This window comes from Streptomyces sp. NPDC029014, from assembly GCF_055564695.1.
Map to the genome: position 1 here is coordinate 1 of NZ_JBVHVT010000068.1, position 26,775 is coordinate 26,775.

At 72.3% G+C, this 26,775-nt stretch carries 26 protein-coding genes; 13 read left to right on the plus strand and 13 right to left on the minus strand.

The annotated features are described in order from the left end of the window. Positions 1 to 163 precede the first annotated feature (163 nt). The 4 genes from ACZ4VL_RS29875 to ACZ4VL_RS29890 form a co-directional block, all read right to left on the minus strand. Entirely contained in the window at positions 164 to 640 is a 477-nt protein-coding gene (locus ACZ4VL_RS29875) for a MarR family winged helix-turn-helix transcriptional regulator (protein ID WP_361089304.1), read from the minus strand. Positions 641 to 703: 63 nt separating this feature from the next. Further along, positions 704 to 1,525, minus strand: coding sequence for an AIM24 family protein (locus ACZ4VL_RS29880; protein ID WP_468206008.1), 822 nt, complete (start codon positions 1,523 to 1,525; stop codon positions 704 to 706). Continuing rightward, positions 1,522 to 2,172 (minus strand): AIM24 family protein, encoded by a 651-nt coding sequence (locus ACZ4VL_RS29885; protein ID WP_468206011.1) that lies wholly within the window; start codon positions 2,170 to 2,172, stop codon positions 1,522 to 1,524. Before ACZ4VL_RS29885 ends, ACZ4VL_RS29880 begins: the two co-directional genes overlap by 4 nt. Then, positions 2,172 to 2,810, minus strand: a complete 639-nt coding sequence (locus ACZ4VL_RS29890) for an AIM24 family protein (RefSeq protein ID WP_468206014.1) — start codon at positions 2,808 to 2,810, stop codon at positions 2,172 to 2,174. The genes ACZ4VL_RS29885 and ACZ4VL_RS29890 overlap by 1 nt, the downstream gene beginning before the upstream one ends. A 164-nt stretch (positions 2,811 to 2,974) precedes the next feature. Here ACZ4VL_RS29890 and ACZ4VL_RS29895 point away from each other — a divergent pair, with 164 nt between their 5' ends. Both ACZ4VL_RS29895 and ACZ4VL_RS29900 read left to right on the plus strand, forming a co-directional pair. Further along, positions 2,975 to 3,337: a DUF3817 domain-containing protein gene (locus ACZ4VL_RS29895; protein WP_468206106.1), complete on the plus strand. Its 363-nt coding sequence runs from the start codon at positions 2,975 to 2,977 to the stop codon at positions 3,335 to 3,337. Further along, complete coding sequence (locus ACZ4VL_RS29900) at positions 3,334 to 3,624, plus strand: MTH1187 family thiamine-binding protein (RefSeq protein ID WP_361088838.1); 291 nt, start codon at positions 3,334 to 3,336, stop codon at positions 3,622 to 3,624. The genes ACZ4VL_RS29895 and ACZ4VL_RS29900 overlap by 4 nt, the downstream gene beginning before the upstream one ends. A 213-nt stretch (positions 3,625 to 3,837) precedes the next feature. On the opposite strand, the gene ACZ4VL_RS29905 is transcribed toward ACZ4VL_RS29900, so the two are convergent. After that, positions 3,838 to 4,839, minus strand: a complete 1,002-nt coding sequence (locus tag ACZ4VL_RS29905) for an ArsR/SmtB family transcription factor (protein WP_468206017.1) — start codon at positions 4,837 to 4,839, stop codon at positions 3,838 to 3,840. Positions 4,840 to 5,020: 181 nt separating this feature from the next. Between ACZ4VL_RS29905 and ACZ4VL_RS29910 the strand changes: the two genes are divergently transcribed. After that, positions 5,021 to 6,313, plus strand: a complete 1,293-nt coding sequence (locus ACZ4VL_RS29910) for an MFS transporter (RefSeq protein ID WP_468206020.1) — start codon at positions 5,021 to 5,023, stop codon at positions 6,311 to 6,313. 21 nt (positions 6,314 to 6,334) lie between these two features. After that, a complete protein-coding gene (locus tag ACZ4VL_RS29915; protein ID WP_468206023.1) occupies positions 6,335 to 6,844 on the plus strand; it encodes a MarR family winged helix-turn-helix transcriptional regulator in 510 nt (169 codons plus the stop codon). Positions 6,845 to 6,946: 102 nt separating this feature from the next. Here the strand turns inward: ACZ4VL_RS29915 and ACZ4VL_RS29920 are convergent, their stop codons facing one another. Next, positions 6,947 to 7,084 carry a hypothetical protein gene (locus ACZ4VL_RS29920; protein ID WP_468206026.1) on the minus strand — a complete coding sequence of 46 codons (138 nt, stop codon included), beginning with the start codon at positions 7,082 to 7,084 and terminating at the stop codon, positions 6,947 to 6,949. Here ACZ4VL_RS29920 and ACZ4VL_RS29925 point away from each other — a divergent pair. Together ACZ4VL_RS29925 and ACZ4VL_RS29930 are read left to right on the plus strand one after the other, a co-directional pair. Continuing rightward, positions 7,083 to 7,412: a DUF3817 domain-containing protein gene (locus ACZ4VL_RS29925; protein ID WP_385830422.1), complete on the plus strand. Its 330-nt coding sequence runs from the start codon at positions 7,083 to 7,085 to the stop codon at positions 7,410 to 7,412. The genes ACZ4VL_RS29920 and ACZ4VL_RS29925 overlap by 2 nt on opposite strands. A 98-nt stretch (positions 7,413 to 7,510) precedes the next feature. Then, a complete protein-coding gene (locus ACZ4VL_RS29930) occupies positions 7,511 to 9,211 on the plus strand; it encodes an acyl-CoA mutase large subunit family protein (RefSeq protein WP_468206030.1) in 1,701 nt (566 codons plus the stop codon). A gap of 120 nt (positions 9,212 to 9,331) precedes the next feature. On the opposite strand, the gene ACZ4VL_RS29935 is transcribed toward ACZ4VL_RS29930, so the two are convergent. After that, positions 9,332 to 9,961, minus strand: coding sequence for a TetR/AcrR family transcriptional regulator (locus ACZ4VL_RS29935; protein ID WP_468206032.1), 630 nt, complete (start codon positions 9,959 to 9,961; stop codon positions 9,332 to 9,334). Between the two features lie 331 nt (positions 9,962 to 10,292). Between ACZ4VL_RS29935 and ACZ4VL_RS29940 the strand changes: the two genes are divergently transcribed. The 4 genes from ACZ4VL_RS29940 (at position 10,293) to ACZ4VL_RS29955 (ending at position 14,529) form a co-directional block, all read left to right on the plus strand. Beyond that, positions 10,293 to 11,294: a tetratricopeptide repeat protein gene (locus ACZ4VL_RS29940; RefSeq protein ID WP_468206034.1), complete on the plus strand. Its 1,002-nt coding sequence runs from the start codon at positions 10,293 to 10,295 to the stop codon at positions 11,292 to 11,294. A 618-nt stretch (positions 11,295 to 11,912) separates the two neighbouring features. After that, on the plus strand, positions 11,913 to 12,551 hold the full coding sequence (locus tag ACZ4VL_RS29945; RefSeq protein WP_361088822.1) for a DUF6230 family protein: 639 nt from the start codon (positions 11,913 to 11,915) through the stop codon (positions 12,549 to 12,551). Between the two features lie 114 nt (positions 12,552 to 12,665). After that, a complete protein-coding gene (locus ACZ4VL_RS29950; protein ID WP_468206039.1) occupies positions 12,666 to 13,232 on the plus strand; it encodes a DUF6114 domain-containing protein in 567 nt (188 codons plus the stop codon). After that, a complete protein-coding gene (locus ACZ4VL_RS29955) occupies positions 13,222 to 14,529 on the plus strand; it encodes a hypothetical protein (protein ID WP_468206109.1) in 1,308 nt (435 codons plus the stop codon). Before ACZ4VL_RS29950 ends, ACZ4VL_RS29955 begins: the two co-directional genes overlap by 11 nt. Positions 14,530 to 14,841: 312 nt before the next feature. On the opposite strand, the gene pyk is transcribed toward ACZ4VL_RS29955, so the two are convergent. The 3 genes from pyk to pta form a co-directional block, all read right to left on the minus strand. Further along, positions 14,842 to 16,272, minus strand: a complete 1,431-nt coding sequence (gene pyk / locus ACZ4VL_RS29960; protein WP_468206042.1) for a pyruvate kinase — start codon at positions 16,270 to 16,272, stop codon at positions 14,842 to 14,844. 61 nt (positions 16,273 to 16,333) lie between these two features. Further along, positions 16,334 to 17,551 carry an acetate kinase gene (locus ACZ4VL_RS29965; protein WP_468206046.1) on the minus strand — a complete coding sequence of 406 codons (1,218 nt, stop codon included), beginning with the start codon at positions 17,549 to 17,551 and terminating at the stop codon, positions 16,334 to 16,336. 36 nt (positions 17,552 to 17,587) lie between these two features. After that, a complete protein-coding gene (gene pta / locus ACZ4VL_RS29970; protein WP_468206049.1) occupies positions 17,588 to 19,669 on the minus strand; it encodes a phosphate acetyltransferase in 2,082 nt (693 codons plus the stop codon). 218 nt (positions 19,670 to 19,887) lie between these two features. Between pta and ACZ4VL_RS29975 the strand changes: the two genes are divergently transcribed. Then, on the plus strand, positions 19,888 to 20,913 hold the full coding sequence (locus tag ACZ4VL_RS29975) for an ATP-dependent 6-phosphofructokinase (protein WP_468206052.1): 1,026 nt from the start codon (positions 19,888 to 19,890) through the stop codon (positions 20,911 to 20,913). A gap of 64 nt (positions 20,914 to 20,977) precedes the next feature. On the opposite strand, the gene ACZ4VL_RS29980 is transcribed toward ACZ4VL_RS29975, so the two are convergent. Then, positions 20,978 to 21,685 carry a helix-turn-helix domain-containing protein gene (locus tag ACZ4VL_RS29980; RefSeq protein WP_468206055.1) on the minus strand — a complete coding sequence of 236 codons (708 nt, stop codon included), beginning with the start codon at positions 21,683 to 21,685 and terminating at the stop codon, positions 20,978 to 20,980. 326 nt (positions 21,686 to 22,011) lie between these two features. On the opposite strand from ACZ4VL_RS29980, the gene ACZ4VL_RS29985 reads away from it, so the two are divergent. Both ACZ4VL_RS29985 and ACZ4VL_RS29990 read left to right on the plus strand, forming a co-directional pair. Beyond that, entirely contained in the window at positions 22,012 to 22,446 is a 435-nt protein-coding gene (locus ACZ4VL_RS29985; RefSeq protein WP_468206058.1) for a MerR family transcriptional regulator, read from the plus strand. 26 nt (positions 22,447 to 22,472) lie between these two features. After that, the gene (locus ACZ4VL_RS29990; protein ID WP_468206112.1) at positions 22,473 to 22,838 is read left to right on the plus strand and encodes a thioredoxin family protein; all 366 of its coding nucleotides are present in this window, start codon (positions 22,473 to 22,475) and stop codon (positions 22,836 to 22,838) included. On the opposite strand, the gene glgB is transcribed toward ACZ4VL_RS29990, so the two are convergent. After that, positions 22,828 to 25,167 (minus strand): 1,4-alpha-glucan branching enzyme, encoded by a 2,340-nt coding sequence (gene glgB / locus ACZ4VL_RS29995; RefSeq protein ID WP_468206061.1) that lies wholly within the window; start codon positions 25,165 to 25,167, stop codon positions 22,828 to 22,830. The genes ACZ4VL_RS29990 and glgB overlap by 11 nt on opposite strands. Further along, positions 25,164 to 26,657 (minus strand): maltokinase N-terminal cap-like domain-containing protein, encoded by a 1,494-nt coding sequence (locus tag ACZ4VL_RS30000; protein ID WP_468206064.1) that lies wholly within the window; start codon positions 26,655 to 26,657, stop codon positions 25,164 to 25,166. Before ACZ4VL_RS30000 ends, glgB begins: the two co-directional genes overlap by 4 nt. Between the last annotated feature and the right edge of the window lie 118 nt (positions 26,658 to 26,775).

Sequence of the window (26,775 nt, forward strand, 5' to 3'; positions counted from 1 at the left end):
AGGGGAACCCCCCAACCCCGGACCCGCAGCCCAACCAAAACCAAAGGACCCACCCCCCGGGGTGGGCCCCCCGCTCCTGTGGTGTGCGGTGCCTGTGTTCTTGTTGTTGCTGCTGAGGTGCGGTCTACGCGCGATGATCACTGCACCGCGGCGCGGGGCCGGATCAGCCCTTGCCGCGCTGGGTGCGCAGGTGGTCGGCGACCGGCTGCAGCGAGCTGCGCAGGGCCGCCAGGGCCTCCGGCGGCAACAGGTCGATGAAGTGCCGGCGGACGGACGCCACGTGGTGCGGGGCGACCTTCCGCATGAGTTCCATGCCCTCGTCCGTCAGCACGGCGTAGAGGCCACGGCGGTCGGACTCGCAGTTCACGCGGACGACCAGGCCGGCGTTCTCCATCCGGGTGATCTGGTGGGACAGCCGGCTCTTGGACTGCAGCGTCGACGTCGCGAGATCGCTCATCCGCATCCGGTGGTCCGCGGACTCCGAGAGGTTCACGAGGATCTCGTAGTCGTTGTTGGTGAGTCCGAAGGGCTGGAGATCCTTTTCCAGCTGGTGCATCAGCAGTCTGCTGACGTCCAGATGGGTCCGCCAGGTGCACTGCTCGGCGTCGGTAAGCCAGCGGGTGGCCGTCTCGGTCTCCATGGTCTCCATGAATGAACTCTACCTAAGAAGTTGAATGACGTACAAAATCGGGAAAGCTGAAAATCACAGTCCGAGGCGCCGCTGGAGGTCCCCCAGCTGCCCCGGCATCCGGATGCCCAGCGACTCCAGCTGCCCCGCCGGACCGTGACCGCTGCCGCCGCCGGGAACACCGGGTTCCGCCCCGACTGCCCCGACCGCCTGCTCCGCCATCAGCACCTCCGACGACTGCAGCAGCACCGTGCCGGCCCCGACGAACTCGAACTGGTGCTCCTCGCCCGAGGTGCCGCCGATGCCGGTCAGTGAGCGGATGCCGCCCAGGACGCCCGACATGTACCCGTGGTCGTAATGGTGGCAGGGAGACGGGCAGTCCGCCCAGCCGACGAGCGCCTGCGGGTCCACGCGCAGCGGGGGTTCCATGAACACCACCGGTCCGTTGGACGCCGCCACGAACTTCCCGGTTCCGATCAGGGTGAGGAAGCCCGGGACGATGGACTGCTTGAGGGAGAGGGAGGGCTCGTACGCCAACAGGTTCCCCGACCGGATGGTCAGGTTGCCGTTGTCCAGGTCGTACGAGTTCACGTCGAAGGCGCGGTCGGCCAGCAGCATCTTGCCCTGGCCCTGGGCCACCACCCAGTCGGCGGCGTGCAGCGGGGAGTGGAAGCTCGTGCGCAGCAGCCGGTCGAACCGGCCGTTGCCGATCCCGTCGAACTCGATGCGCCCGTAGTACGCGATCATCTTGCCCTTCTGCAGGAACCACTGGCTCCCCTTGAGCTCCACGCAGAAGGTGTAGGCGTTGACGTTGTCGTCGGAGGGCAGGGTGTGCGGGTCGAAGACCGTCGGACCGCCGGCGCCGCCCGGTCCGCCGGTCACGGGACCAAAGTTCACAGCTTCTCCTCCGAGGCCTGTACGTACACGGCGCCCTGGCCCGACAGCTCCAGCTGGAACGCCTCGCCCGAGCCGCGCCCCACCATGTCACGCCAGCCGAGCGCGGTGGAGAGCTTGTTCCTGACGTCCCCGTGGTGGGCCACGTACGCCTGCGGGTCGACGTGGACCGGCCGGTTCGGGGTGATGGGGAGCTCGATCACCCCGCCGTGGGCCATCACGGCGGCGGAGCCGTGGCCCTTGAGGGTGGTGGTGAACAGGCCCTGGCCCGTCACCTGGCCGCGCACCATGCCCATGACACCCCCTTGCGAGCCCATGAACATGGTGCCCTGCTGGAGGGTGCCGTCGAACGCGAGCAGCCGGTCCGCCTCGACGTACAGGGTCTCGCCCGTCAGGTTGATCACCTGGACGTGGTGGCCGCCGTGGCCGAACATCACCGTGCCGCTGCCCTGGACCTCCATCAGCGGGGTCTGCTCGTTCGCCACCCGGCGCCCGATCATGCCCATGACCCCGCCCTGGCCGCCGGTCAGGCTCGGGGTGAAGGACACGTCGCCGCGGTACGCGAGCATCGCGCCGCGCTGGCTGTACATCTTCTGCCCCGGAAACACCTGGGCCTCGACCATCTTCGAGTTGATCTCGCGGAACGGCATCAGACGTCGCCCCCGATGGTGTTGCGCTCGCTGGGCTGCACGTACACCAGGCCCTCGCCCTCGAACCGGATCTGGAACGCCTCGCCCGAGCCCTCGCCGATCAGGGTCCGGAAGGTGACCCCCGACTGGAAGGACTGGCGCAGGTCACCCGTGTGCGCGATGTACGCCCCCGGGTCCACGGACAGCGGGTACTGGCCGCTGACCCGCAGGACCACCGCCGGCCCGTCCGACATGATCGCCGCCTGGCCGGTGCCCTCGACGGTGGTGGTGAACAGGCCGTTGCCCGTCGCACCGCCGCGCAGGCCGGTGAAGCTGGTGCCGGTGCGCAGGGCCGCGGCCGTGCACAGGAGGTTGCTGGACTCGACGTACAGCTTCTCGCCGCGCAGGTCGACCAGGTTGATCTCGCTCGCGCGGTCGGCGAAGAAGCACGTGCCGTGCCCCTGCACCTCCATCACGGTCATCTGTTCACCCGTCAGGCGACGGGTCACCATGCCGCGGAGGCCTTCGCCACCGCCGGTCATCTTCTTGAAGGCCATCTGGCCGTCGTACGCAACCATGGAGCCGTTCTTCGCTTTGACGGCATCCCCGGTCAGGTCGACGGCGAGCACCTTGCTGCCTTGGAGTCGGAACTGAGCCACGGGGATGACGTTAACGGCAGCGGGCGGAGGCGAACAGGGCCCGTCGGCCGGTAGCGCCGGCGCGCGGTCGCGGGCGCGCGCGGCGGCGGCGGACCCCGGGTCAAGATCGGGCAAAGCGGCTGCGACACTGGACGGGCCCCAGGCCTCCACTCCGAAGGTTGATGATGGACATCAAGACCGCCTCCGCCCTGCACCGGCTGCGCCTCGTCTCCGTACCGGAGGCCCTGTCGTTCCCGGCCCTGCTGATCTTCGGCTCGCTGCTCAGCCGGATCTCGGACATCGACTACCTGATGATGCCGCTGGGCGCCCTGCACGGGATCCTGTTCGTCCTCTACGCGCTGTTCCTGCTGGACGTCTGGAACAAGGCCAAGTGGCCCTTCAAGAAGGCCGCGCTGTTCTTCCTGCTCGCCCTCGTGCCGTTCGGCGGCCTGTACGGCGACAAGCTGCTCAAGCGCGAAGAGGCCGACAGCGTGATCGCGGCCCGGGCGCGCCAGGCGGCCGGTGCGGGCGCGGCGGCCGACGCGTGATCGTCGCGTTCTCGGTGACCCCGCTGGGTGTCGGCGAAGAAGTCGGCGAGTACGTGGCCGAGGCGGTGCGCGTGGTCCGGGAGTCGGGGCTGCCGAACCGCACCGATGCGATGTTCACCAGCGTCGAGGGGGAGTGGGACGAGGTGATGGACGTCGTCCGGCGCGCCGTCGCCGCCGTCGAGGCGCGGGCGCCCCGGGTCTCGCTCGTCCTGAAGGCGGACATCCGCCCCGGGGTGACGGACGGACTCACGTCCAAGGTCGCCACGGTGGAACGCCACCTGGCCTGAGCCCCCTCCCGATCGCCCGCCCGCCTGAGCCCCGTCCTCGAACGGGGCTCCGTGCCGTGCGGGTTCGGCGGGCGGGTGGGTGGGCGGGCGGTCCCGGCCGCGGCCCGCCGACCGGGGCGCCGGCTCCTCCGGGGCGGAGCAGGGGCGGCTCGCGAACCGGGACACCGCGACATGACGGGCGGTCAGGGCCGCCCTCCCGCACCGGCCGCCGGGTCAGGCGGTCGGGGGCGTGCCCGTCGCGAGGGCGATGCCGAGGGGGGTGCGCTCGTAGAGGACGCGGTGGCCGTGCCGGGACGACAGGAGCAGGCCCGCCCCGTGGAGCGCCTTCAGATGCGCGGAGACCGTGGCGGGCGCCAGACCGAGGCGCCCCGCCAGCGCGGTGGTGGAGGCCGGCTCGTGCAGCGCGCACAGCACCTCCGCGCGACCCCGGCCCAGCAGCCGGGCCAGGGCCTGCGGGGCCGGGCCGGCCGGAGCCGCCCACAGGGCGCCGATGCCCCGGGCCGGGTAGACGAGCGTCGGCTGCCAGGGCGGGTCGTAGCCGCCGACGACCTCCGGCCAGACGAACGCGCTCGGCATCAGCAGCAGCCCCTGCCCGTCCAGCCTGCGGTCGTGGTGGCCGGGCTTCCGGATGGTCAGGGTGCCGCCGGACCAGGCCAGGTCCGGGTGGAGCCCGTCGAAGAGGGCCTCCAGGCCGCCGGCCGCGAGCCGCCGCGAGTGGAACAGCACGTCGGCCTCCAGCAGCGCCCGCAGCCGCGGCCAGTGCGGTGCGATCAGCGCCGTCCAGGCCTGTTCCAGCACGTCGGACAGTTCCCGTACGGCCCGCGCCGGATCCGCGAGCATCCGCCGGCCGGCCTCGCTGTCCGCCGCGCCCGGGGTGCAGACCAGGGACCGCCGCAGGTCCTCCCGTACGGCGGCCGGATCGGCGGAGCCGGCCGCCCGGACCCGCGCCAGCTCCTCCTCGAAGGTGACGGACGACCCGATCGGCGGCGGGCTGAGGAAGTCCGGGTTGTGGCCGGCGCGCGGCATCAGCAGCCACAGCGGTCGCAGGTCGAGCCCCGCGGCGGCGGCCCGGATCTGCCGCAGCCAGGGCAGGTGGTAGGCGTGCCGGTGCGGGCGCTGCAGGGTGCGCACGGCCTCCTGGACCTCCCAGCGCGGCGAGATCGAGAACCGGCAGCGCAGCAGGTCGGCCGGCCCGAAGCGGAAGTGGAAAGCCATGGTCCCCCCGATCGCGCGGCTTGCCCTGCCCGCGCCCGCTTGCCCTGCCCGCGCCCGCTTGCCCTGCCCGCGCCCGCTTGCCCTGCCCGCGCCCGCCAGCCCGCCCGACTCGCACCCCGTGAGTGATTCGGGCAGTGGCGAATCACTGCCGCGGTCCACCGTATCCCCGCAGGGTGTCGGCATGGTCACCACCACCGCCCGGCGGGCGGCCAGCGGCGGCTACCGCCCCGTCTTCAGGGTCCGGGAGTTCCGGTACGTCTTCGCCGCCCACCTGCTGTCCGTCCTCGGCATCGTCGTCGCCGAGATATCCCTGACCGTCCTCGTCTTCCGCGCCACCGGCTCGCCCCTGATGAGCGCGCTCGCCTTCGCCCTCGGCTTCCTGCCGTACGCCCTCGGCGGCATCCTGCTGGCCCCGCTCGCCGACCGCCTCCCCGCCCGCCGCGTCCTCGCCGCCTGCGACCTGCTGTGCGCCGGCTGCGCCGCCGCCATGGTGCTGCCCGGCACGCCCGTCGCCGCGCTGCTCGCGCTGCGCGCCGCCATGGCCTTCGTCGCCCCGCTGTTCCAGGGCACCCGCAACGCCTCCCTCGGCGACGTCCTGGGCCCCGGCGACGTCTTCGTCCTCGGCCGTTCGTTGCTGCGGATGGTGGCCCAGAGCGCCCAGCTCGTCGGCTTCGGCCTCGGCGGACTGCTGCTGACCGTCCTCGCGCCGCGCACCGCCATCGCGCTGACCGCGGCCGGCTTCCTCTGCTCCGCCCTGCTGCTGCGCTTCGGCACGCGGGCCCGTCCCGCCCGCGCCGCCGCCACTGCCGCCGGCGCCAGCTCCGGCGCCGGCTCCGGCTCCTCTGCCACCCGTACCTCGCCGCTCGCCGGGATCCGGGCCGTGCTGGGCGACCGCCGACTGCGGGCGCTGACCCTGCTGTTCTGGCTGCCGCCGGTCTTCACGATCGCCCCCGAGGCGCTGCTCGCCCCGTACGCCGACGCCATCGGCGCCGGCACCGCCGCGCTCGGGGCGATGATGTGCGCCCTGCCCGTCGGCACCATCGCGGGTGAACTGTGGGCCGGCTCGTTCCTCGGCCCCGACGCCCGTTCCCGGCTGGTGGCCCCGCTGGCCGCCGCCGGCCTGCTGCCCCTGCTCGCGTACGCGGTCCGGCCCGGCGTGCCGGTGGTCCTCGCCGCGCTGCTGGCCGTCGGACTGGCCCAGGCCCACACCCTCGGCCTGGACCGGTGGTACGTCGACGCCGTCCCCGAGGAGCTGCGCGGCCGGGCGATGACCCTCCTCGGCACCGGCCTGATGGCCTTCCAGGGGGTGGGCATGGCCCTGGCCGGCCTCGCCGCCGAGTTCGCCCCGGCCCACCTGGTCGTCGTCGGCGCCGCGGTCCTCGGCACGGCCGTCGTCCTGCTGCTGCTCGCCGAACTGCGCTCCGCCGCCCGGGGGAGCGGACCGAAGGATGAGACGGGGCCCACCGCCAAATGACCGCCCGGTAGGGTCGGATACGTGTCCAAGCCGCTCAGCCTCCCCTTCGACCCCATCGCCCGCGCCGACGAACTCTGGCAGCGGCGGTGGGGGCCGGTGCCCTCGATGGCAGCCATCACCTCGATCATGCGGGCCCACCAGATCCTGCTCGGCGAGGTCGACGCCGTGGTCAAGCCGTACGGCCTGACCTTCGCCCGGTACGAGGCGCTGGTGCTGCTCACCTTCTCCAAGGCGGGCGAGCTGCCGATGTCGAAGATCGGCGAGCGGCTGATGGTCCACCCGACGTCGGTGACGAACACGGTGGACCGGCTGGTGAAGTCCGGGCTGGTGGCCAAGCGCCCCAACCCCAACGACGGCCGCGGCACCCTGGCGAGCATCACGGACAAGGGCCGCGAGGTCGTGGAGGCGGCCACGAAGGACCTGATGGCCGCCGACTTCGGGCTGCGCACCTACGACGCCGAGGAGTGCGCCGAGATCTTCGCGATGCTGCGGCCGCTGCGGGTGTCCGCGGGGGACTTCGACGAGCACTAGGAGTGTCCTGAAGATCTTGAAATCGCGCCCGACTTGCGCCGCTTTGGGACGATCGACATTTGCTGGCAATCCAGGGTGAGCCGGGCGGTCAGAGCAAGATCTTCAGCGGACTCCTAGGCCCGCGGTGGGGCCCGCCTCGGCGGGCCGGCCGTGGCCCTGCTCACACCGCCCGCCGGCCGCCTGCGGCTTCGTCCGCCCGGCGTCGGAGGGGCCCGCCGCCCCCGCTACGCTCGTAGCCATGAAACGAAGCGTGCTGACCCGCTACCGCGTCATGGCCTACGTGACCGCCGTCATGCTGTTGATCCTCTGCGGCTGCATGGTGGCCAAGTACGGCTTCGACACCGGCGCCGGCCTGACCTTCGCCGTGTCCCAGGCCCACGGTGTGCTCTTCATGATCTACCTGGTCTTCGCCTTCGACCTGAGCTCCAAGGCCCGCTGGCCCTTCGGCCGGATGCTGTGGGTGATGCTGTCGGGCACCATCCCCGGCGCCGCGTTCTTCGTCGAGCGCAAGGTCCGCGCCGACGTCGAGCCGCTGGTCACCGACGGCCTGGCCACCGCCGACGCGTAGCAGCCGCAGCCGCACTCGCCGTCACACCGAACCCCGGGGAGAAAGCTCCCCGGGGTTTCCCATCGACATTTACTAGGACGTCCTAGTAAATTTGAAGCATGGACGCTGACGCCATCGAGGAGGGCCGCCGCCGCTGGCAGGCCCGTTACGACAAGGCCCGCAAGCGCGAGGCCGACTTCACGACGCTCTCCGGGGATGCCGTCGATCCGGTCTACGGACCCCGCCCCGGCGACGCCTACGAGGGCTTCGAGCGCATCGGCTGGCCGGGCGAGTACCCGTACACCCGCGGTCTGCACGCCACCGGCTACCGCGGCCGCACCTGGACCATCCGCCAGTTCGCCGGCTTCGGCAACGCCGAGCAGACCAATGAGCGCTACAAGATGATCCTGGCCGCCGGCGGCGGCGGGCTCTCCGTGGCCTTCGACATGCCGACCCTCATGGGCCGCGACTCCGACGACCCGCGCGCGCTCGGCGAGGTCGGCCACTGCGGGGTCGCCATCGACTCCGCCGCCGACATGGAGGTCCTCTTCAAGGACATCCCGCTCGGCGACGTGACCACCTCGATGACGATCTCGGGCCCGGCCGTGCCCGCGTTCTGCATGTACCTGGTGGCCGCCGAGCGGCAGGGCGTGGACCCCGCCGTCCTCAACGGCACCCTCCAGACGGACATCTTCAAGGAGTACATCGCCCAGAAGGAGTGGCTCTTCGAACCCGAGCCGCACCTGCGCCTCATCGGCGACCTGATGGAGTACTGCGCCAAGGGCATCCCCGCCTACAAGCCGCTGTCCGTCTCCGGCTACCACATCCGCGAGGCCGGGGCCACGGCCGCGCAGGAGCTCGCGTACACCCTTGCGGACGGCTTCGGGTACGTGGAGCTCGGCCTCTCCCGCGGCATGGACGTCGACACCTTCGCGCCCGGCCTCTCCTTCTTCTTCGACGCCCACCTCGACTTCTTCGAGGAGATCGCCAAGTTCCGCGCCGCCCGCCGGATCTGGGCGCGCTGGATGAAGGAGGTCTACGGCGCGCAGAACGAGAAGTCGATGTGGCTGCGCTTCCACACGCAGACCGCCGGCGTCTCCCTGACGGCGCAGCAGCCGTACAACAACGTGGTGCGCACCGCCGTGGAGGCCCTCGCGGCCGTCCTGGGCGGCACCAACTCGCTGCACACCAACGCCCTCGACGAGACCCTCGCCCTGCCCAGCGAGCAGGCGGCCGAGATCGCCCTGCGCACCCAGCAGGTGCTGATGGAGGAGACCGGCGTGGCCAACGTGGCCGACCCGCTGGGCGGCTCCTGGTACGTCGAGCAGCTCACCGACCGCATCGAGGCCGACGCCGAGAAGATCTTCGACCAGATCAAGGAGCGCGGCCTGCGCGCCCACCCGGACGGCAAGCACCCGATCGGGCCGATCACCTCGGGCATCCTGCGCGGCATCGAGGACGGCTGGTTCACCGGCGAGATCGCCGAGTCGGCCTTCGTCTACCAGCGCGCGCTGGAGAAGGGCGACAAGCGCGTCGTCGGCGTCAACGTCCACCACGGCTCGGTCACCGGCGACCTGGAGATCCTCCGCGTCAGCCACGAGGTCGAGCGGGAGCAGGTACGGGCCCTCGCCGCCCGCAAGGACCGCCGCGACGACGCCAGGGTCCGGGACGCGCTGAAGGCCATGCTGGACGCCGCCCGCGACGGGTCGAACATGATCCCGTCCATGCTCGACGCGGTGCGCGCCGAGGCCACGCTCGGCGAGATCTGCAACGCGCTGCGCGACGAATGGGGCACCTACACGGAGCCCGCGGGCTTCTAGCCCCCGCACACCCCGGCGCTGCCCGACTTCCCCCGGGGGCCGCCGGAGGCAGGACGAAGGCCGGTCGCGGTGCCGCTGCCCTGAGGCAGTCGCGGCCGGCCTCCTCCGTACCGGGAGCGCTCAGGCGGCTCCGGCGCCGCCCCGCAGGCCGTGCATCAGCAGGGCCGTGAAGGCGGCCGCCCACAGCTCGTCCACCGGCTCCGAGCTCACCAGCACCCGGTGCACCACGGTGCCGGCTATCACGTCGAAGATCAGGTCCGTGGTGCGCCCGGCGAGGGCGGCGTCCTCCTCGTACGGGAGTTCGCCGCGGGCCTGGGCGCGTTCGCGGCCCAGTACGACGAGACGTTTCTGCCGGTCCACGATCGCCGACCGGATCCGGTCGCGCAGGGCCTCGTCCCGCGTGGACTCCGCGACGACCGCCATCAGGGCCGTACGGGCCTCCGGGCGCCGCAGCAGCTCCGCGAACTGCAGGACGACGTTCTCCACGTCCGCTTCGAGGGAGCCCCGGTCGGGGAGTTCGAGGGCGTCGAAGAGCTCTGCGACCGCGTCCACGACCAGCTCGTTCTTGCCCGCCCAGCGGCGGTACAGGGTGGTCTTCGCGACCCCGGCCCGGGTCGAGACGTCACCCATCGTCAGCTTCGACCAGCCCAGCTCGACCAGTGCGTCGCGGGTCGCGGCGAGGATCGCTGCGTCCGCGGCGGCGCTTCTGGGGCGGCCGGTGCGGCCGCCGGGGGAGCTGGGGTTGTGCATGGCGCAGAACCATACCCGCCGGTAGTGGAACCACCCGGGCCTTGGACGTGTGCTTCAGATCACGGGACACGTGTGTACCTGCGGGGTCCGCCGGGGCGCGTGGGGAGTTACGCTACGGCTCGTAGCGTAAGAGCGACAACCACGCGAAGGGCTACCGGCGCCAGGTGGGGACCCGGCGCCACCACAGCATCACCGCGGCACCACCACAGGGTGGTTCGGGGCCGCGACAGCATTGCCGGACCGTGCGACCGCGGGCCGGACCGGTTGCGGCCGGCAGCGCAATTCGGCCGATCTTTTTCGTCGGCGCGCACACAGGGGGGAGGATGTACGCATGCAGCCCAGAAACATGTCCATGAGCGGCGTCGTCGACCTCGCCGCGGTGAAGGCGGCCGCCGAGGCCAAGGCGAAGGCCGAGCAGGCGCGGGCCGAAGCGGCCCGGCAGGCCGCTCAGGGCGGCGCGCCCGCCGCAGCCGGCGCGGTGCCCCCGTCGGCGCTCGTGATCGACGTCGACGAGGCCGGATTCGAGCGCGACGTCCTCCAGCTCTCCTCCGAGGTCCCGGTCGTCCTGGACTTCTGGGCCGAGTGGTGCCAGCCCTGCAAGCAGCTCAGCCCCGTGCTGGAGCGGCTGGTCGCCGAGGCGAACGGCCGCCTCGTCATGGCCAAGATCGACGTCGACGCCAACCAGATGCTGATGCAGCAGTTCGGCATCCAGGGCATTCCCGCCGTGTTCGCGGTGGTCGCGGGCCAGGTGCTGCCGCTGTTCCAGGGCGTGGCGCCCGAGCAGGAGATCCGCGCGACCCTCGCCCAGCTGGTGCAGGTCGCCGAGGAGCGCTTCGGGATCATCGGCATCCAGGTCGACCCGAACGCGGAGGGCGGCGTCGCGACCGGTGCGGAGGCCGGAGAGGCCCCGGCCGGACCGCACGACGCGCTGCTGGAGGCGGCCGTCGCCGCGCTCGACGCGGGCGACCTCGGCGGCGCGGTGCAGGCGTACCGGAACGTGCTGACGGAGGACCCGGCCAACACCGAGGCGAAGCTGGGCCTGGCGCAGGCCGAGCTGCTCGCCCGGGTCAAGGACATGAACCCGCAGGCCGTGCGCGCCACGGCGGCGGAGAACCCGAAGGACCCGCAGGCCCAGATCGCCGCCGCGGACCTGGACATGGCCGGCGGCCACGTGCAGGACGCCTTCGGTCGCCTGGTCGACGCCGTACGGGTGACCGCGGGGGACGACCGGGACGCCGTACGGGTGCGACTGCTGGAGCTCTTCGAGGTCATCGGGGCGGACGACCCCCGGGTCGCGGCGGCGCGCACGGCGCTCTCGCGGGCGCTGTTCTAGCCGGTTCGCGGGCCCGGTCCCGGGCCGGTACGCAGGCACGGTCCGCCCGGTGGCGGACCGGCCGACGATTTGTTGACACGTAGATAAACAACGGCCGCGCTTTACCAAAACTTGGTAATCGCGGCCGCTGTTACTCGCAGTAAGTGGAACCCCGTGATCTGTCCGGTGTGTTCCTGTTCCTCCCGCTCTGTCGTGGCCTTGGGTGGCACCCAGCGTTGTTTCCGGATGCCTGCGGGTCGATCTCCGGTTATCAGGCCGTTACCCGCCAGTAACGAACCCCCTTGTGCCCCGGCCGGGAATGGACCACGATCGGCGACGCTCGGTCCTTCCCGCAGTGCCGCCAGCCGGAGCCGCGGTGGAGGGTCCCCACCGGGCCGGTCGGTGACAGTGGCACCGGCCGCGGGACAGGGGGGTCTTCGCCGCACCGGCGGAGCCTGTCCTCCTGGTCGCGCGAACGCGTGACCCAGTGGTTGTCGCTCGGGGGTGAACGCCGGTGTATCGGACGCGGCCCGGCCGCGGCACGGCCGCCTGCGCTCCTTCCCGAGGACGTAGCACTTCTCCCATCCCAGGACGGGCTCTGCCCGGACCGGAGATGTACGTCCGAGAAGGAGGAACGAAATGAGTTCTCAGGTTCGTGGCGGGACCAGATGGAAGCGCTTCGCGCTCGTCATGGTGCCGAGCATCGCGGCCACCGCCGCGGTCGGTGTGGGTCTGGCGCAGGGTGCCCTCGCGGCGTCCTTCAGCGTCTCCGGTCAGGACTTCAAGGTCACGGCCGACAAGCTCGACGGTGACAACCTCATCCAGTACGGCGGCATCGCCGAGGGGCACGACCTCAAGGGCAACGCTGCGCACCACCCGGTGACCATCTCCGGGTTCAGCCACGCCGAGATCACCAACATGTGCCAGTCGCTGGTGACCCCGACCCCGCTGGGCAACATCACGCTCCAGCTGCGCACCGGTCACAAGGGCAAGCCGGCCGTCGCCGACAACATCTACCTGGATGTCGCGGAGCTCGACACCGACGCCGAGTTCAAGAACCTCGACATCGGTGTCGCCGTGGGCGACGGCAGCCACAAGACCAAGCCGCAGGCCGGCACGGTCTCCAGCCCGTACGCGTTCTCGCAGCGCGCCGAGAAGGCCGTGCTGACGAACGTGCGCCAGAAGGCGTGGGCGACGACGGCGGGCACCTTCAAGCTGCCCGACCTGAAGCTGCGCCTCATGGGCGGCGACCAGCCGTGCTACCAGGACGAGAAGTAATCCGTCCGGGAGCGTGACCGGCCAGGGCGGTCGGCGGCGGCTGCGGCCGCGGTCGTCCGCCCGTCCGGGCTCCACAGAGTTCTCCGTACCACCGTTTCCAGGGAGCTGTTGTCCATGAACCCCCAGGCCCCGGTTTACGAACGCGCCGCAGACGACGCTTGGCTCACCGTGGTGTACTACCGCTTCCACGCCTGGAGCGGTCACCGTCCGTTCTGGGCAGGTCTGTTCACGCTCCTCGGTGGTCTCCCGATCGCGTACTTCCCATACGCGGACATGAGGCTCGGCAACATCACCCTCGCGATGGCGACGACCGCAGGATCCGGCTCACTGATCATCGGCATCCTGCTCATCACGCTCGGTCTGGCCCTCTGGTTCCAGCAGGGCATCCGGGTCTTCGCGGGTGTCGCCTCGATCCTGCTCGCCCTGGTGTCGCTGCCGGTGTCCAACCTCGGCGGCTTCTTCATCGGCTTCGTCCTCGCCATGGTCGGCGGCGCCCTCGCACTGTCCTGGGCACCCGGCGACCCGGTCGACGAGGCGGCGGCTTCAGCGGCCGCCGTACCGGGCACGGCGGAGGAGCCGGCGGGCGCGCACCTGGGCGTCCCGGCCCCCCGCGAGACGGAGACGGCGTACGAGAGCGAGAAGACTGCCCACGCCGATGGCGGGAGGAACAGTGCGGGGTGACGAGACGCAGCGGGGCGTGAACCCCGGCGAAGAGTCCCGTGAAAGAAGGGGGCCGCGACACGCCGCGCCCCGGAAGTCGCTGCTGAACAAGATCCAGATACCTGTCGGCAAGACGATGGCCCTGGCGGCCATGCCGACGGCGGTCCTGGTCGGCATGGGCATGGCGCCCAGGTTGGCCCTGGCCGACGACAAGGACATCCCCTTCGCGCCCGGGCCGTGCGTGACCCGGTCCGACGAGCCGACGGAGTCCGCGTCCCCCAGCCCCTCGACCTCGGCCTCACCCTCGCCGAGTGCGAGCGCCTCGCCGTCCGGCTCCGCCGCGCCCAAGCCCGGTGTCACCCCGCCGGCGCCGAAGCCGTCCGCGAGCAAGCAGGCCGACGCCACCACCAAGCCCAAGTCGGCGGCCCCCACCACCCCGGCCGCCCCCGCGCCCTCCGCTTCGAAGACGCCGAACCCGCTGGACCCGCTGGGCGTCGGAGACAAGGTCAAGGACCTGTTCGACTCGCTCGGCAGGCCGCTGGGGCCCGGGCAGCCGTCGGCCACCCCGACCCCCGCTGCACCGTCGCCGTCCGCACCCGCCCCCGACCCCGCGGCGGACGCCATCCGCGAGGCCGCGAAGAAGGCCGGGGTCGACGTCAAGGAACTGCCGAAGGACGTCAAGGACACCGCGGTCAAGCCCAAGGACGAGACGGGCAAGGACAAGGGCGAGGACGAGGACAAGTCCGACAAGGACGACTCCGACAAGGACGAGGACAAGGCCAAGGACGAGGACGGGGACAAGGGCAAGGACGCGGACGGGAAGCAGCCCTTCCCGTGCCCGACCTACGACGCCAAGGCCCTGGCCGACGCCGAACTGGAGCCGGGGATCCCGCTCCTGCCGGACGAGCCCTGGTACCTCGACAGTTCGCTGCTGACCCTCTACGGCCTGGACTACAAGGGCATCGTCGAGGTGAAGACCGCGGGCGGGAAGACCAAGAAGGTCCTGAAGTTCACCGCGGACTCGCTGGACATCAAGGACCTCTACCAGACCGTCGGCAAGGGCGGGACCATCGCCCACCTGAAGTCCCGCCCGGGCTCCACCTCCAAGATCCGCGGCGGCGAGGTGACGATGTACACGGAGAGCCTCAAGGGCAACCTGTTCGGGATCATCCCGATCGAGTTCTCCCCGAACAGCCCGCCGCCCCTGAACGTCCCCTTCGCGTTCTTCACGAACGTCAAGGTCGTCCAGGCCGGCCAGTTCGGCGGCACCCTGACCGTGCCCGGCCTGAAGAACTACATGGGCCCGCCGGAGGGATAGCGCGTCGTACCGGCATGACACACCGGACCCCCGGCTGGATTCGTCCAGCCGGGGGGTCCGTCGCTTCTCGGGGTCAGCCCTGGATCTCCATCAGCTCCGCGATCACTCCGGCATCGTGCGTCCTGCCCGACTTCCCGATGATCTCCCAGCCGTAGCCGTAGCCGTAGCCGTAGCCGTAGCCGTAGCCGTAGCCGTCGCCGCTACCCCGTTCGCGTCGGTCGAGGCGGGTGAGGACGCCGAGGGCGGCACCCCGCTCCCGGAAGGGGTGCGGGGTGCCGCCCTCGATGTCCGTGCGGCAGAGCGGGTCGGGCGTCAGCCGCGGTCGGGGCCGCCCAGGTGGTGGACGCGGACCATGTTGGTCGTGCCGGGGACGCCGGGCGGGGAGCCGGCGGTGATGATCATCGTGTCGCCGGCGTTGTAGCGGCCGAGCTTGACCATCTCGGAGTCCACCAGGTCGACCATCGCGTCGGTGTTGTCGACGTGCGGGACGACGTGGGACTCCACGCCCCAGCTCAGGGTGAGCTGGTTGCGGGTGTTGACGTCGGTGGTGAACGCCACGATCGGCTGCACGGCGCGGTAGCGCGAGAGCCGGCGGGCGGTGTCGCCGGACTGGGTGAAGGCGACGAGGGCCTTGCCGTCCAGGAAGTCCGCGATCTCACAGGCCGCACGGGCGACGGAACCGCCCTGGGTGCGCGGCTTCTTGCCCGGGACCAGCGGCTGCAGGCCCTTGGACAGCAGCTCTTCCTCGGCCGCCGCGACGATCTTCGACATCGTCTTCACGGCCTCGATCGGGTACGCGCCGACCGAGGACTCGGCCGACAGCATGACCGCGTCGGCCCCGTCGAGGATCGCGTTGGCGACGTCGGAGGCCTCGGCGCGGGTCGGACGGGAGTTGGTGATCATCGACTCCATCATCTGGGTCGCGACGATCACCGGCTTGGCGTTGCGGCGGCACATCTCGATGAGCCGCTTCTGGACCATCGGGACCTTTTCGAGCGGGTACTCGACGGCCAGGTCACCGCGGGCCACCATGACCGCGTCGAACGCGTCGACCACGGCGGCCATGTTCTCGACGGCCTGCGGCTTCTCGACCTTGGCGATGACGGGGACCCGGCGGCCCTCCTCGTCCATGACCTTGTGGACGTCCTTGACGTCGTTGGCGTCGCGGACGAAGGACAGGGCGACCATGTCGCAGCCCATCCGCAGGGCGAAGCGGAGGTCGTCGACGTCCTTCTCGGACAGCGCCGGGACGTTCACGGCGGCGCCCGGCAGGTTGATGCCCTTGTGGTCGGAGATGACCCCGCCCTCGATGACGATGGTCCTGACCCGCGGGCCGTCGACCTCGATCACCCGCAGTTCGACGTTGCCGTCGTTGATCAGGACCTGGTCGCCCTTGGCGACGTCGCCCGGCAGGCCCTTGTACGTGGTGCCGCAGATGGACTTGTCGCCCGGGACGTCCTCGGTGGTGATGGTGAACTCGTCACCGCGCACCAGCTCGACGGGGCCCTCGGCGAAGGTCTCCAGACGGATCTTCGGACCCTGGAGGTCGGCGAGGACGCCGACCGCGCGCCCGGTGTCCGCGGAGACCTTCCGGACGCGGTCGTACCGCTCCTGGTGTTCTGCCTGGGAACCGTGGCTGAAATTGAATCGGGCCACGTTCATACCTGCCTCGATGAGCGCTTTCAGCTGCTCATACGAGTCGACGGCGGGGCCCAGCGTGCAGACGATTTTGGAACGGCGCATGGACGGATCCTATCGGTTTGTTTCGCAGCGGAATATTCCGTCTGGCGGAAAGTCCAAGTGACTACTGGGTAACCAGCGCATACGCCTGGGTGGCGATTTCCAGCTCCTCGTCCGTCGGGACCACCGCCACGGCCACCCGGGAGTGGGGGGCGGAAACCAGCCGCGGCTCGCCCGAGCGGACGGCATTGGCCGCGAGGTCCAGCACGAGCCCCAGCTCCGCCAGGCCGTCGACCGCGGCCTCGCGCACCTGGTGGGCGTTCTCGCCCACACCGGCCGTGAACGCCACCGCGTCCACCCGGCCGAGCACCGCCGTGTAGGCGCCGATGTACTTCTTCAGCCGGTGCACGTACGCCGCGAAGGCGAGCCCCGCCGACTCGTCGCCCTCGCCCGCACGCCGCAGCACCTCGCGCATGTCGTTGTCGCCGCACAGGCCCAGCAGACCGCTCTTCTTGTTCAGGAGCGAATCGATCTCGTCCACCGACAGGCCGCCCACCCGCGCCAGGTGGAAGACCACCGCCGGGTCGAGGTCGCCCGAACGGGTGCCCATGACCAGGCCCTCCAACGGGGTCAGGCCCATCGACGTCTCCACGCAGACCCCGCCCCGGACCGCCGAGGCCGACGCCCCGTTGCCCAGGTGCAGCACGATCACGTTCACGTCCTCCACCGGCCGGCCCAGCAGCGCGGCCGCGGCCCGGGAGACGTACGCGTGCGAGGTGCCGTGGAAGCCGTACCGCCGGATCGCGTACTTCTCCGCCGTCGCGGCGTCGATCGCGTACCGCGCGACGTGCTCCGGCATCGTCGCGTGGAAGGCCGTGTCGAAGACCGCCACCTGCGGGAGGTCCGCGCGCAGCGCCCGCGCCACCTCGATGCCGGTCACGTTCGCCGGGTTGTGCAGCGGCGCCAGCGGGATCAGGCTGCGGATCTCCGCCAGCACCTCGTCGTCGATGACCGTCGGGGCGGTGAACCGGGTCCCGCCGTGCACCACCCGGTGCCCGACGGCCGCCAGTTCGGGGGAGTCCAGGCCCATCCCGTCGGCGGCGAGCTCCGCCGCGACCGCCGCCAGCGCCTCCGCGTGGTCGGCGATCGCGCCCACCCGCTCCCGCTTGCCGCCCGCGACGCCCGGCCCGGCGAGCGGCTCGTGGACGAGCCGGGAGGTCTGCTCGCCGATGCGCTCCACCAGGCCGGCGGCCAGCCGGCTGGCGTCCGCCATGTCGAGCAGCTGGTACTTCACCGACGAGGAGCCGGAGTTGAGGACGAGGACGCGCGATGCGGTGGTCACGATGGAGGTCTTTCCTTGGGGGTGGAGGCGGGGAGGTCAGGCGGTGAGCGGCGCGCCCTGCGCCTGGATCGCGGTGATGGCCACGGTGGTGACGATGTCCTGCACCAGCGCGCCGCGCGACAGGTCGTTGACCGGCTTGCGCAGCCCCTGGAGCACCGGGCCGACCGCGACGGCGCCCGCCGAGCGCTGCACGGCCTTGTACGTGTTGTTGCCCGTGTTGAGGTCGGGGAAGACCAGCACCGTGGCGCGCCCGGCCACCGAGGACCCGGGCAGCTTGGTCGCGGCGACCGACGGCTCGACGGCGGCGTCGTACTGGATCGGGCCCTCGACGGCCAGGTCCGGGCGCTGCGCGCGGACGAGCTCGGTGGCCTTGCGGACCTTGTCGACGTCCGCGCCGCTGCCCGAGGTGCCGGTGGAGTACGAGAGCATCGCGATCCGCGGCTCCACCCCGAAGGCGGCCGCGGTCGCCGCCGACTGGACGGCGATGTCGGCGAGCTGCTCGGCGTTCGGGTCCGGGTTGACCGCGCAGTCGCCGTACACGAGGACCTGGTCGGCCAGGCACATGAAGAAGACGGAGGAGACGATCGAGGCCTCCGGCTTCGTCTTGATGATCTCGAAGGCGGGGCGGATGGTGGCGGCCGTGGAGTGCACCGAGCCGGAGACCATGCCGTCGGCCAGGCCCTCCTGCACCATCAGGGTGCCGAAGTAGTTGACGTCGGTCACCACGTCGCCCGCCAGCTCGACCGTCATGCCCTTGTGGGCCCGGGCCTTCGCGTAGAACTCGGCGAACCGCTCCCGCAGCGGCGAGGTCGCCGGGTCGATGAGCTGCGCGCCGGAGACGTCGACACCGAGGTCGGCGGCCTTCTTCAGGATCGCCTGCTGGTCACCGAGGAGCGTCAGGTCGCAGACCCCGCGGCGCAGCACCACGTCCGCGGCGCGCAGGACGCGCTCCTCGGTGCCCTCGGGCAGCACCACGCGGCGGCGGGCGGCGCGGGCCCGCTCCAGCAGCTCGTGCTCGAACATCATCGGGGTCACCCGCTCCGAGCGGGCCAGTGCCAGCAGCCCGCGCAGCTCGGCGGTGTCCACGTGGCGCTCGAACAGGCCGAGCGCGGTCTCCAGCTTGCGCGGGGTCGCCGAGTTCAGCCGGCTCTGCAGCGAGAACAGTTCGGCAGCGGTCGGGAAGCTGTTGCCGGCCACCGACACCACGGGCGTGCCCGGCGCCAGCTTCGAGGCCAGGGCGAGGACGTCGTCGTCCGGGCGCTCGTTCAGGGTGAGCAGCACGCCGGCGATCGGCGGGGTGCCGGAGGCGTGCGCGGCGAGCGCGCCGATGACCAGGTCGGCGCGGTCCCCGGGGGTGACGACCAGGCAGCCCGGGGTCAGGGCGCCCAGGAAGTTCGGCAGCATGGCGCCGCCGAAGACGAAGTCGACGGCGTCGCGGGCGAGGCCCGCGTCGTCGCCGAGGAGCACCTCGCCGCCGAGCGCCCGGGTGATCTGGGCGACGGTGGGGGCGGCCAGGGACTTGTCGTCCGGCAGCACGTAGCAGGGCACCGGCAGGCGGGCGGCCAGGCGCTCGGCTATGGAGTCCCGGTCCTCGGGGGCCACCCGGTTGACGACCATCGCGACGACGTGGCAGCCCAGGCTCTCGTACGCGCGGTGGGCGTTGCGGGCCTCGGCGCGCACCTCGTCCGCGGCCCGCTTGGTGCCGCCCACGACGGGAACGACCACCGCGCCCAGCTCGTTGGCGAGGCGGGCGTTGAGCGCCAGCTCGTCGGGGAGGTTCGTCTCGGCGTAGTCGGTGCCCAGGACGAGCATGACGTCGTAGTGGCGGGCCGCCTCGTGGTAGCGGTCGACGAGCCGGGAGACGAGTTCGTCCGTCCCCTTCTCCGCCAGGACCGCGGACGCCTCGCGGTACTCCATGCCGTACGCCGTCGAGGTGTCCTGCTCGATCCGGTAGCGGGCCCGCAGCAGCTCGAAGAGCCGGTCCGGCGCATCGTGGAGCAGCGGCCGGTAGACACCGACCCGCGCCGTCTGGCGGGTCAGCAGCTCCATGATCCCCAGCTCGACGACCTGGCGGCCGTCACTCCGGTCGATACCGGTCACATACACGCTGCGCGTCACGCGTGCCCTCCGTCCCTGGTGCGAAAAAATCCCCGATAGGGTGGCATTGCCCTCTTGACAATACCCCCGTCGATGGCTAGGACGCCCCCTGGGCAATGGGCCCGGAGGGCAGGGCCGAACGGCCCGCCGGCGGAGCGGCACCGGGCGCGCGGCCTCTCGGGCCCGTGGAACAATCGGACAAGCCTCACGATGCGACCAGGAGCGGGAGACACAGGACGATGCGTATCGGAGTTCTCACAGCAGGCGGCGACTGCCCCGGCCTGAACGCCGTCATCCGGTCGGTCGTGCACCGCGCGATGGTCGGGCACGGCGACGAGGTCATCGGCTTCGAGGACGGCTTCAAGGGGCTCCTGGACGGGCACTACCGCCCCCTCGACATCAACGCGGTCAGCGGCATCCTCGCCCGCGGCGGCACCATCCTCGGCTCCTCCCGCATGGAGCGCTCCCGCCTGCACGAGGCCGCCGAGAACGCCAACGAGCTCGCGCGGCGCTACGGCCTCGACGCGCTCATCCCGATCGGCGGCGAGGGCACGCTGACCGCCGCCCGGATGCTGTCGGACGCCGGGATGCCCGTCGTGGGCGTGCCGAAGACCATCGACAACGACATCTCCTCCACCGACCGCACCTTCGGCTTCGACACCGCCGTCACGGTGGCCACCGAGGCCATAGACCGCCTGAAGACCACCGCCGAGTCGCACCAGCGCGTCATGGTCGTCGAGGTCATGGGCCGGCACGCCGGCTGGATCGCCCTGGAGTCCGGCATGGCCGGCGGCGCGCACGGGATCTGCCTGCCGGAGCGGCCCTTCGAGGTGGACGACCTGGTGAAGATGGTCGAGGAGCGCTTCGCCCGCGGGAAGAAGTTCGCCGTCGTCTGCGTCGCCGAGGGGGCGCACCCGGCCGAGGGCTCCATGCCGTACGAGCGGGGCGCCATCGACCCGTACGGCCACGAGCGCTTCGCCGGCATCGGCAACCGGCTCGCCGTCGAACTGGAGCACCGCCTGGGCAAGGAGGCCCGCCCGGTCATCCTCGGCCACGTCCAGCGCGGTGGCGTCCCCACGGCCTACGACCGGGTCCTGGCCACCCGCTTCGGCTGGCACGCCGTGGAGGCCGTGCACCGCGGCGACTTCGGCAACATGACCGCCCTGCGCGGCACCGACATCGTGATGGCGCCGCTGGCCTCGGCCACCGCCGAGCTGAAGCGCGTCCCCGCGGACCGCATGTACGAGGCCGAGTCCGTCTTCTGACCCGGCGGTCCCGGCGGCCCGCGGCCCGGCCGGCGGCTCCGCCCGGTCGCCGTGCACGGTCGGGCTACCCGGTGTGGGGGTGGTCCGCGGGGCCCGCGTAGGCCCAGAACCGGGCGACGATGGTGGCGAGGAACTCGCGGCCCGCATCTCCCGTGCCGGCGTCCCCCGCGGCTCCGCCCCAGCTGAGGGTGGTGACCATGGTGGCCTGGTAGTCCGCGTGCAGCCGCTCGACCACCGGCTCCAGCCGCTGCCGCGGCACCGGCAGGAGTTTGGCCAGCGGCTTCACGTACGCCTGCCAGCGCGTGGTCACCGCGCTGCGCAGCAGCTCCGCCAGTTCCTCCTGCTTGCCGGCGGCCGCCACGAACTGGGCCAGGCTCAGACCGAGGACCTGGGCCAGGGCCACGGACTGGCGTTCGTTGCCCTTCCAGCGCCCGGAGTCCTCCATCTTCTGGTACGAGCCGGTGTCCAGCCCGATCCGGCGGGCCAGCTCGTCCGCGGGCATGCCCCGGGCCAGCCGGTGCTCCCGCAGGGTGACCGGCTCGGCGAGCAGCTCGCCGGGTGCGCACCACAGCACGCCCGCGAGGGCGGTCAGCTCGGCGGCGGTCGGCGTCTTCTCGCCGCGCTCCCAGGCCATCACGGTCTCGGGTTCGACGATCAGTCCGTACTGGGCGCGCAGGCCGTAGGCGACGTGTCCGGGCGCCATGCCCAGGGCCGCGCGCAGGCGTCGCGCGGCGGGGGCATTGAAGGGTGGGCTGGAGTGCACAGGGCACACCGTAGGAGCGACCGGGGTACGGCGACTACAGACTGTTCAAACAAGCCCACAACTCGTAGGAATGTCCTATGGAGTTCGGGGTATTGGTCCGGATTTCAGGCGACCGTCCGGTAATCGGACGCGCTCTCGGGGCCGTGGACAGCCTACGGCCCCGGCCGGCTCGCGCGGCACCTCTCTACGCGATCTTCACCGATCCCCCGCACCCGCCCTGAACCGGCCCCCACCCCCGTACGTGGTCCATACCGGGGCCCTCGTATACGGGGGTGGCGAGGGCCCCGTCCCTCCGCCCTTGCCCTGACGTCCGCGTCAAGGTCTACGTTCGGGCCATGCGCATCGGCGAACTGGCGGAACGGGCCGGGACCAGCACCCGGGCCCTGCGGTACTACGAGTCGCGCGGGCTGCTGCCCTCCCGGCGGTCCCCCAACGGCCACCGCACCTACGACGAGGACGACCTGCGGCTGCTCCGGCAGATCCGCACCCTCCAGGACTTCGGCTTCGAACTGGAGGAGACCCGCCCCTTCGTCGAGTGCCTGCGGGCCGGCCACCCGGCCGGGGACAGCTGTCCGGCGTCCCTGGTCGTGTACCGGCGCAAGCTCGCCGAGCTCGACGCGCTGATCGGCCGGCTGGCCGACGTGCGCGAGCAGGTCGGCCGGCAGCTCGCCGAGGCCGAGCGGGCCGCGGCCGGCACGGCCGGAGCCGACGGGCCCGGCGCCGACACGCCCGGCGCCGCCGCCGTCCCGCGCTGTGAGATGACCGGATGAAGGAAGAACCGAGAGGGGAGAAGCCCATGGTCCACGCCGCCGGTGTTGCGGAAGTGACCGATGCCGACTTCGAGGCGGAGGTGCTCGCCGAGCGGGACCTGCCCGTCCTCGTGGAGTTCACCGCGGACTGGTGCGGGCCCTGCCGGCAGCTCGCGCCCGTGCTGTCCGCCGTGGCCGCCGAGACGGCCGACCGGCTCAGGACCGTGTGGATCGACGCGGACACCAACCCGGGCACCGTCACCCGGTACGGGGTGCTGTCCCTGCCGACCCTGCTGGTGTTCCGCGCCGGCGAGCCCGTCGCCCGGCTGGTCGGGGCGCGGCCGAGGCGCCGCCTGCTCCAGGAGCTCGAAGGCGTGCTGGAGCGGGCGGCGGCCGCGGCGGCTACGGCCTGAACCAGACCGTCGCCAGCGGCGGGAGCGTCAGGTGCAGGCTCGCCGGGCGGCCCTGCGCCGGCTCCCGCCGGGGCCTCAGCGGCGTCAGGTGGCGGACGCCGCTGCCGCCGTAGGCCTCCAGGTCGGTGTTGAGGACCTCCCGCCACACCGGAACCTCCTCCGGCACGCCGATCCGGTAGCCGTGCCGCACCACCGGCGAGAAGTTCGACACGCACAGCAGCTGCGAGCCGTCGTGCGCGTACCGCAGGAAGGCGAAGACGTTGTCGTCCGCCGCGTCCGCCTCCACCCACGCGAAGCCCTCGGGCACGGTGTCCCGCTCCCACAGGGCGGGCGCCGCCGCGTAGGCCCGGTTCAGGTCGCGGACCAGGGTGCGCACGCCCTGGTGGTCGGCGGCCGCCGGATACGCGGGGTCCAGCAGCCACCAGTCCGGCCCGTGGGCCTCGGACCACTCCGACCCCTGGGCGAACTCCTGCCCCATGAACAGCAGTTGCTTGCCCGGGTGGGCCCACATGAAGCCCAGGTACGCCCGCTCCCCGGCCCGCTGCTGCCACCAGTCGCCGGGCATCTTCGACACCAGCGAGCGCTTGCCGTGCACCACCTCGTCGTGCGAGATGGGCAGCACGTAGTTCTCGCTGTACGCGTACACCATCCCGAAGGTCATGTCGTGGTGGTGGTACTTGCGGTGCACCGGTTCCTTGCCCGAGTACCGCAGCGTGTCGTGCATCCAGCCCATGTTCCACTTCAGGCCGAAGCCGAGTCCGCCCGCGTCCGTGGGCCGGGTGACCCCGTCCCAGGCCGTGGACTCCTCCGCGATCGTCACCACGCCCGGGCAGCGCCGGTACACGGTCGCGTTCATCTCCTGGAGCAGCGCCACCGCGTCCAGGTTCTCCCGCCCACCGTGCTCGTTGGGCGCCCACTGGCCCTCCTCGCGCGAGTAGTCCAGGTAGAGCATGGAGGCCACCGCGTCGACCCGCAGCCCGTCGATGTGGAACTCCTGGCACCAGTAGACGGCGTTGGCGACGAGGAAGTTGCGGACCTCCCTGCGCCCGTAGTCGAACTCCAGCGTCCCCCAGTCCGGGTGGGCCGCCCGCCGCGGGTCGTGGTGCTCGTACAGCGGCCGGCCGTCGAACTCGGCGAGCGCCCAGCCGTCCCGCGGGAAGTGCGCCGGGACCCAGTCGAGGATCACCCCGATCCCCGCCCGGTGCAGTGCGTCCACGAGCATCCGGAACTCGTCCGGGGTGCCCATCCGCGCGGTGGGCGCGTAGTAGCCGGTGACCTGGTAGCCCCAGGAACCGCCGAAGGGGTGCTCGGCGACCGGCATCAGCTCCACGTGCGTGAAGCCGAGCTCCTTGACGTACGGCGGGAGCTGCTCGGCCAGCTGCCGGTACGAGAGCCCCGGCCGCCAGGACGGCAGGTGCACCTCGTACACCGAGAACGGGGCCTGGTGCGCGGGACGGGCGCCGCGCAGGGCCATCCACCGGTCGTCGCCCCACTCGTACCGGGACTCGGTCACGACCGAGGCCGTGGCGGGCGGGCACTCCGTCCGCCGGGCCATCGGGTCGGCGCGCAGGCCGTGGCTGCCGTCGGGCCGGGTGATGTCGTACTTGTACAGCGCGCCCTCGCCCACCCCGGGCAGGAACAGCTCCCACACCCCGGTCGCGCCGAGCGAGCGCATCGGGTGGGCGACCGGGTCCCAGTAGGAGAAGTCCCCGGTGACCCGTACCCCCTGCGCGTTCGGCGCCCACACCGTGAACCGGGTGCCGGCGACGCCCTGGTGGACCATCGGCCGGGAGCCGAGCGCCGTCCACAGCTCCTCGTGCCGGCCCTCGCCGATCAGGTGCAGGTCGAGCTCGCCGACCGCGGGCAGGAACCGGTACGGGTCGTGCACCTCGATCTCGTCGCCCTCGTACGCCACCAGCAGCCGGTAGTCCGGCACCTCGGCCAGCGGCAGCAGCCCCGAGAACAGGCCGTCGCCGTCGTCGTGCAGCTCGGCCCGCAGCCCCTTGGCCACGAGGGTGACGGTCCTCGCGTGCGGGCGCAGCACGCGGACGGCCACCCCGCCCCGCAGGGCGTGGCCGCCGAGCACGGCGTGCGGGTCGTGGTGGCGGCCTTCGAGGAGCCGGGCCCGCTCCTGCGCGTCGAGAGCGGGCGCCGGCCGCACCCCGTGCTGGGGGGCGGCCGCCGGGGCGGTCTGGCGGGCCCGGGGCGGGCGGGTCCTGCGGGCGGGCCCGGCCTCGGGCGAGGGCGCGGTCGCAGCCGCGGGTCCGCCCGCGGCGGCGGGCGGGGCTGCGTTGCGGACGGTCGGTGACGGCTGTCGTGCGGCGCTCACGCGAGCGGCCTCCTCGGGGGCTTCGGGTGGGGGTGGGGGGTGGGGGTGGAGCCGGGCTGCGGCGGGGCCGGCGGCATGCGGCGGGCCGGACGTTCCCGTTCGGCCAGGCGGCGGATGGCCGCCATGGGGACGTGCAGCCAGTCGGGGCGGTGCCGCGACTCGTAGCGGGCCTCGTACACCGCCTTGTCGGTCTCGTACGCGCGCAGCAGGACGGGGTCCTCGCGCGGGTCGCGGCCGGTGGTGCGGGCGTAGCCCTCGCAGAAGGCGGCCCGGCAGGCGTCCGCCCAGGCGGGGGCGAACGGGCGGTGCGAGCGGGCCGCGTAGTCGAACGACCGCAGCATCCCGGCGATGTCGCGCACGGCGGGTTCGGGCCGGCGGCGGTCGGCCAGCGGCCGGGCGGGTTCGCCCTCGAAGTCGATCAGGGCCCAGCTGCCGTCGGCGGTGCGCAGGGTCTGGCCGAGGTGGAGGTCGCCGTGGATCCGCTGGGCGGGCACCCCGCTGCCGCGGGAGGAGGCGGCCAGGGCGTCGAAGGCCCCGCGCAGCCCGGCCTCGTAGGGCCGCAGCGCCGGCACCTCGCGGACGGTGGCGGCCAGCCGGGCCGTCATCCCCGCGGCCAGCCGGGCCGTCTGCCCCGGGCCGAGGGCCACGGTGGGCAGGGCGGTGGCGAGTGCGCTGTGCACCTCGGCGGTGGCCCGGCCCAGGGCGTGCGCCTCGGCGGTGAAGTCCGCTCCCGCGCCGAGCCGGCGCAGCGCCAGCTGCCAGCCGTCGTCGGAGCCGCGCAGGTACGGCTGGAGCACGCCCAGGGTCAGCGGCTCGGGGCGCTCCCGGCTGTCGCGCGGGCTACCGGGCAGGTCGGCCTCGTACCAGGCGACGGGGGCCGGTACGCGGGTGCAGCCGGCGGCGGCGAGCGCTCTGGGCAGTTCCAGGTCCGGGTTGACGCCGGGGCCGACCCGGCGGAACACCTTCAGGATGTGGGAATCCCCGTAGATCAGCGAGGAGTTGGTCTGCTCCCCGGACACCGGCCGGGGCGCTGCCTCGGCCGGGATGAGGGCCTCCGGGTCCCGGTCGAAGCGGAGCGGGCCGTGGCTGCCCGGGGTGCGCAGCCGTTCCAGCAGCAGCGTGGCGAGCCGCGGGTCGCCCAGGCCCTCGTAGACGGCGTGGCCGGCGTACGGGCCCTGCTCGGCGTTCCCGATCAGGGCGGGTGCGAGCGCGGGCGGCAGCGGTGCGGGACGCACCCCGATCAGCAGCTGGTAGCAGTCCGCGGCCCCGTCGGCGCAGTCCACGCCGACGAGCAGGTGCAGCAGGCCGGGGGTGACCCCGGCCGGCAGCAGCTCGACGGCACTGACCAGGCGGAGCCGGGTGATCGCGCGCCCCTTGCCGGCGAACCAGCGCTGCCGCGGCAGCCACGAGCGCAGCATCGGCTCCAGCGGTCCGAGCGGGACGGCGGCCGGACTGCTCTGGCGGCTCCGGGCGGATGCAGCCTCCGACATGGCGTCGTCCTTTCCCCGGGCCGTCACAGAAATGCGCAGAGTGTCCCGGATGGCGAGGTTTGCTGTCCGGTGGTGGGTGGTGTCGGGTCAGGGTGGTGCGTGGGGGGTGGAGCGGTGG

Excerpts from the sequence above, each read along its gene's own strand:
- ACZ4VL_RS29885 (WP_468206011.1), bottom strand. The coding sequence starts at position 2,172 with ATGCCGTTCCGCGAGATCAACTCGAAGATGGTCGAGGCCCAGGTGTTT.
- ACZ4VL_RS29920 (WP_468206026.1), bottom strand. The coding sequence starts at position 7,084 with ATGGCTACGAGCGTAGCGGGGGCGGCGGGCCCCTCCGACGCCGGGCGG.
- ACZ4VL_RS29935 (WP_468206032.1), bottom strand. The coding sequence starts at position 9,961 with ATGCACAACCCCAGCTCCCCCGGCGGCCGCACCGGCCGCCCCAGAAGC.
- ACZ4VL_RS29910 (WP_468206020.1), top strand. The coding sequence starts at position 5,021 with ATGGTCACCACCACCGCCCGGCGGGCGGCCAGCGGCGGCTACCGCCCC.
- ACZ4VL_RS29945 (WP_361088822.1), top strand. The coding sequence starts at position 11,913 with ATGAGTTCTCAGGTTCGTGGCGGGACCAGATGGAAGCGCTTCGCGCTC.
- ACZ4VL_RS29930 (WP_468206030.1), top strand. The coding sequence starts at position 7,511 with ATGGACGCTGACGCCATCGAGGAGGGCCGCCGCCGCTGGCAGGCCCGT.
- ACZ4VL_RS29985 (WP_468206058.1), top strand. The coding sequence starts at position 22,012 with ATGCGCATCGGCGAACTGGCGGAACGGGCCGGGACCAGCACCCGGGCC.
- ACZ4VL_RS30000 (WP_468206064.1), bottom strand. The coding sequence starts at position 26,657 with ATGTCGGAGGCTGCATCCGCCCGGAGCCGCCAGAGCAGTCCGGCCGCC.
- ACZ4VL_RS29975 (WP_468206052.1), top strand. The coding sequence starts at position 19,888 with ATGCGTATCGGAGTTCTCACAGCAGGCGGCGACTGCCCCGGCCTGAAC.
- pyk (WP_468206042.1), bottom strand. The coding sequence starts at position 16,272 with ATGCGCCGTTCCAAAATCGTCTGCACGCTGGGCCCCGCCGTCGACTCG.
- ACZ4VL_RS29940 (WP_468206034.1), top strand. The coding sequence starts at position 10,293 with ATGCAGCCCAGAAACATGTCCATGAGCGGCGTCGTCGACCTCGCCGCG.
- ACZ4VL_RS29990 (WP_468206112.1), top strand. The coding sequence starts at position 22,473 with ATGGTCCACGCCGCCGGTGTTGCGGAAGTGACCGATGCCGACTTCGAG.
- ACZ4VL_RS29905 (WP_468206017.1), bottom strand. The coding sequence starts at position 4,839 with ATGGCTTTCCACTTCCGCTTCGGGCCGGCCGACCTGCTGCGCTGCCGG.
- ACZ4VL_RS29875 (WP_361089304.1), bottom strand. The coding sequence starts at position 640 with ATGGAGACCGAGACGGCCACCCGCTGGCTTACCGACGCCGAGCAGTGC.
- ACZ4VL_RS29950 (WP_468206039.1), top strand. The coding sequence starts at position 12,666 with ATGAACCCCCAGGCCCCGGTTTACGAACGCGCCGCAGACGACGCTTGG.
- ACZ4VL_RS29925 (WP_385830422.1), top strand. The coding sequence starts at position 7,083 with ATGAAACGAAGCGTGCTGACCCGCTACCGCGTCATGGCCTACGTGACC.
- ACZ4VL_RS29895 (WP_468206106.1), top strand. The coding sequence starts at position 2,975 with ATGGACATCAAGACCGCCTCCGCCCTGCACCGGCTGCGCCTCGTCTCC.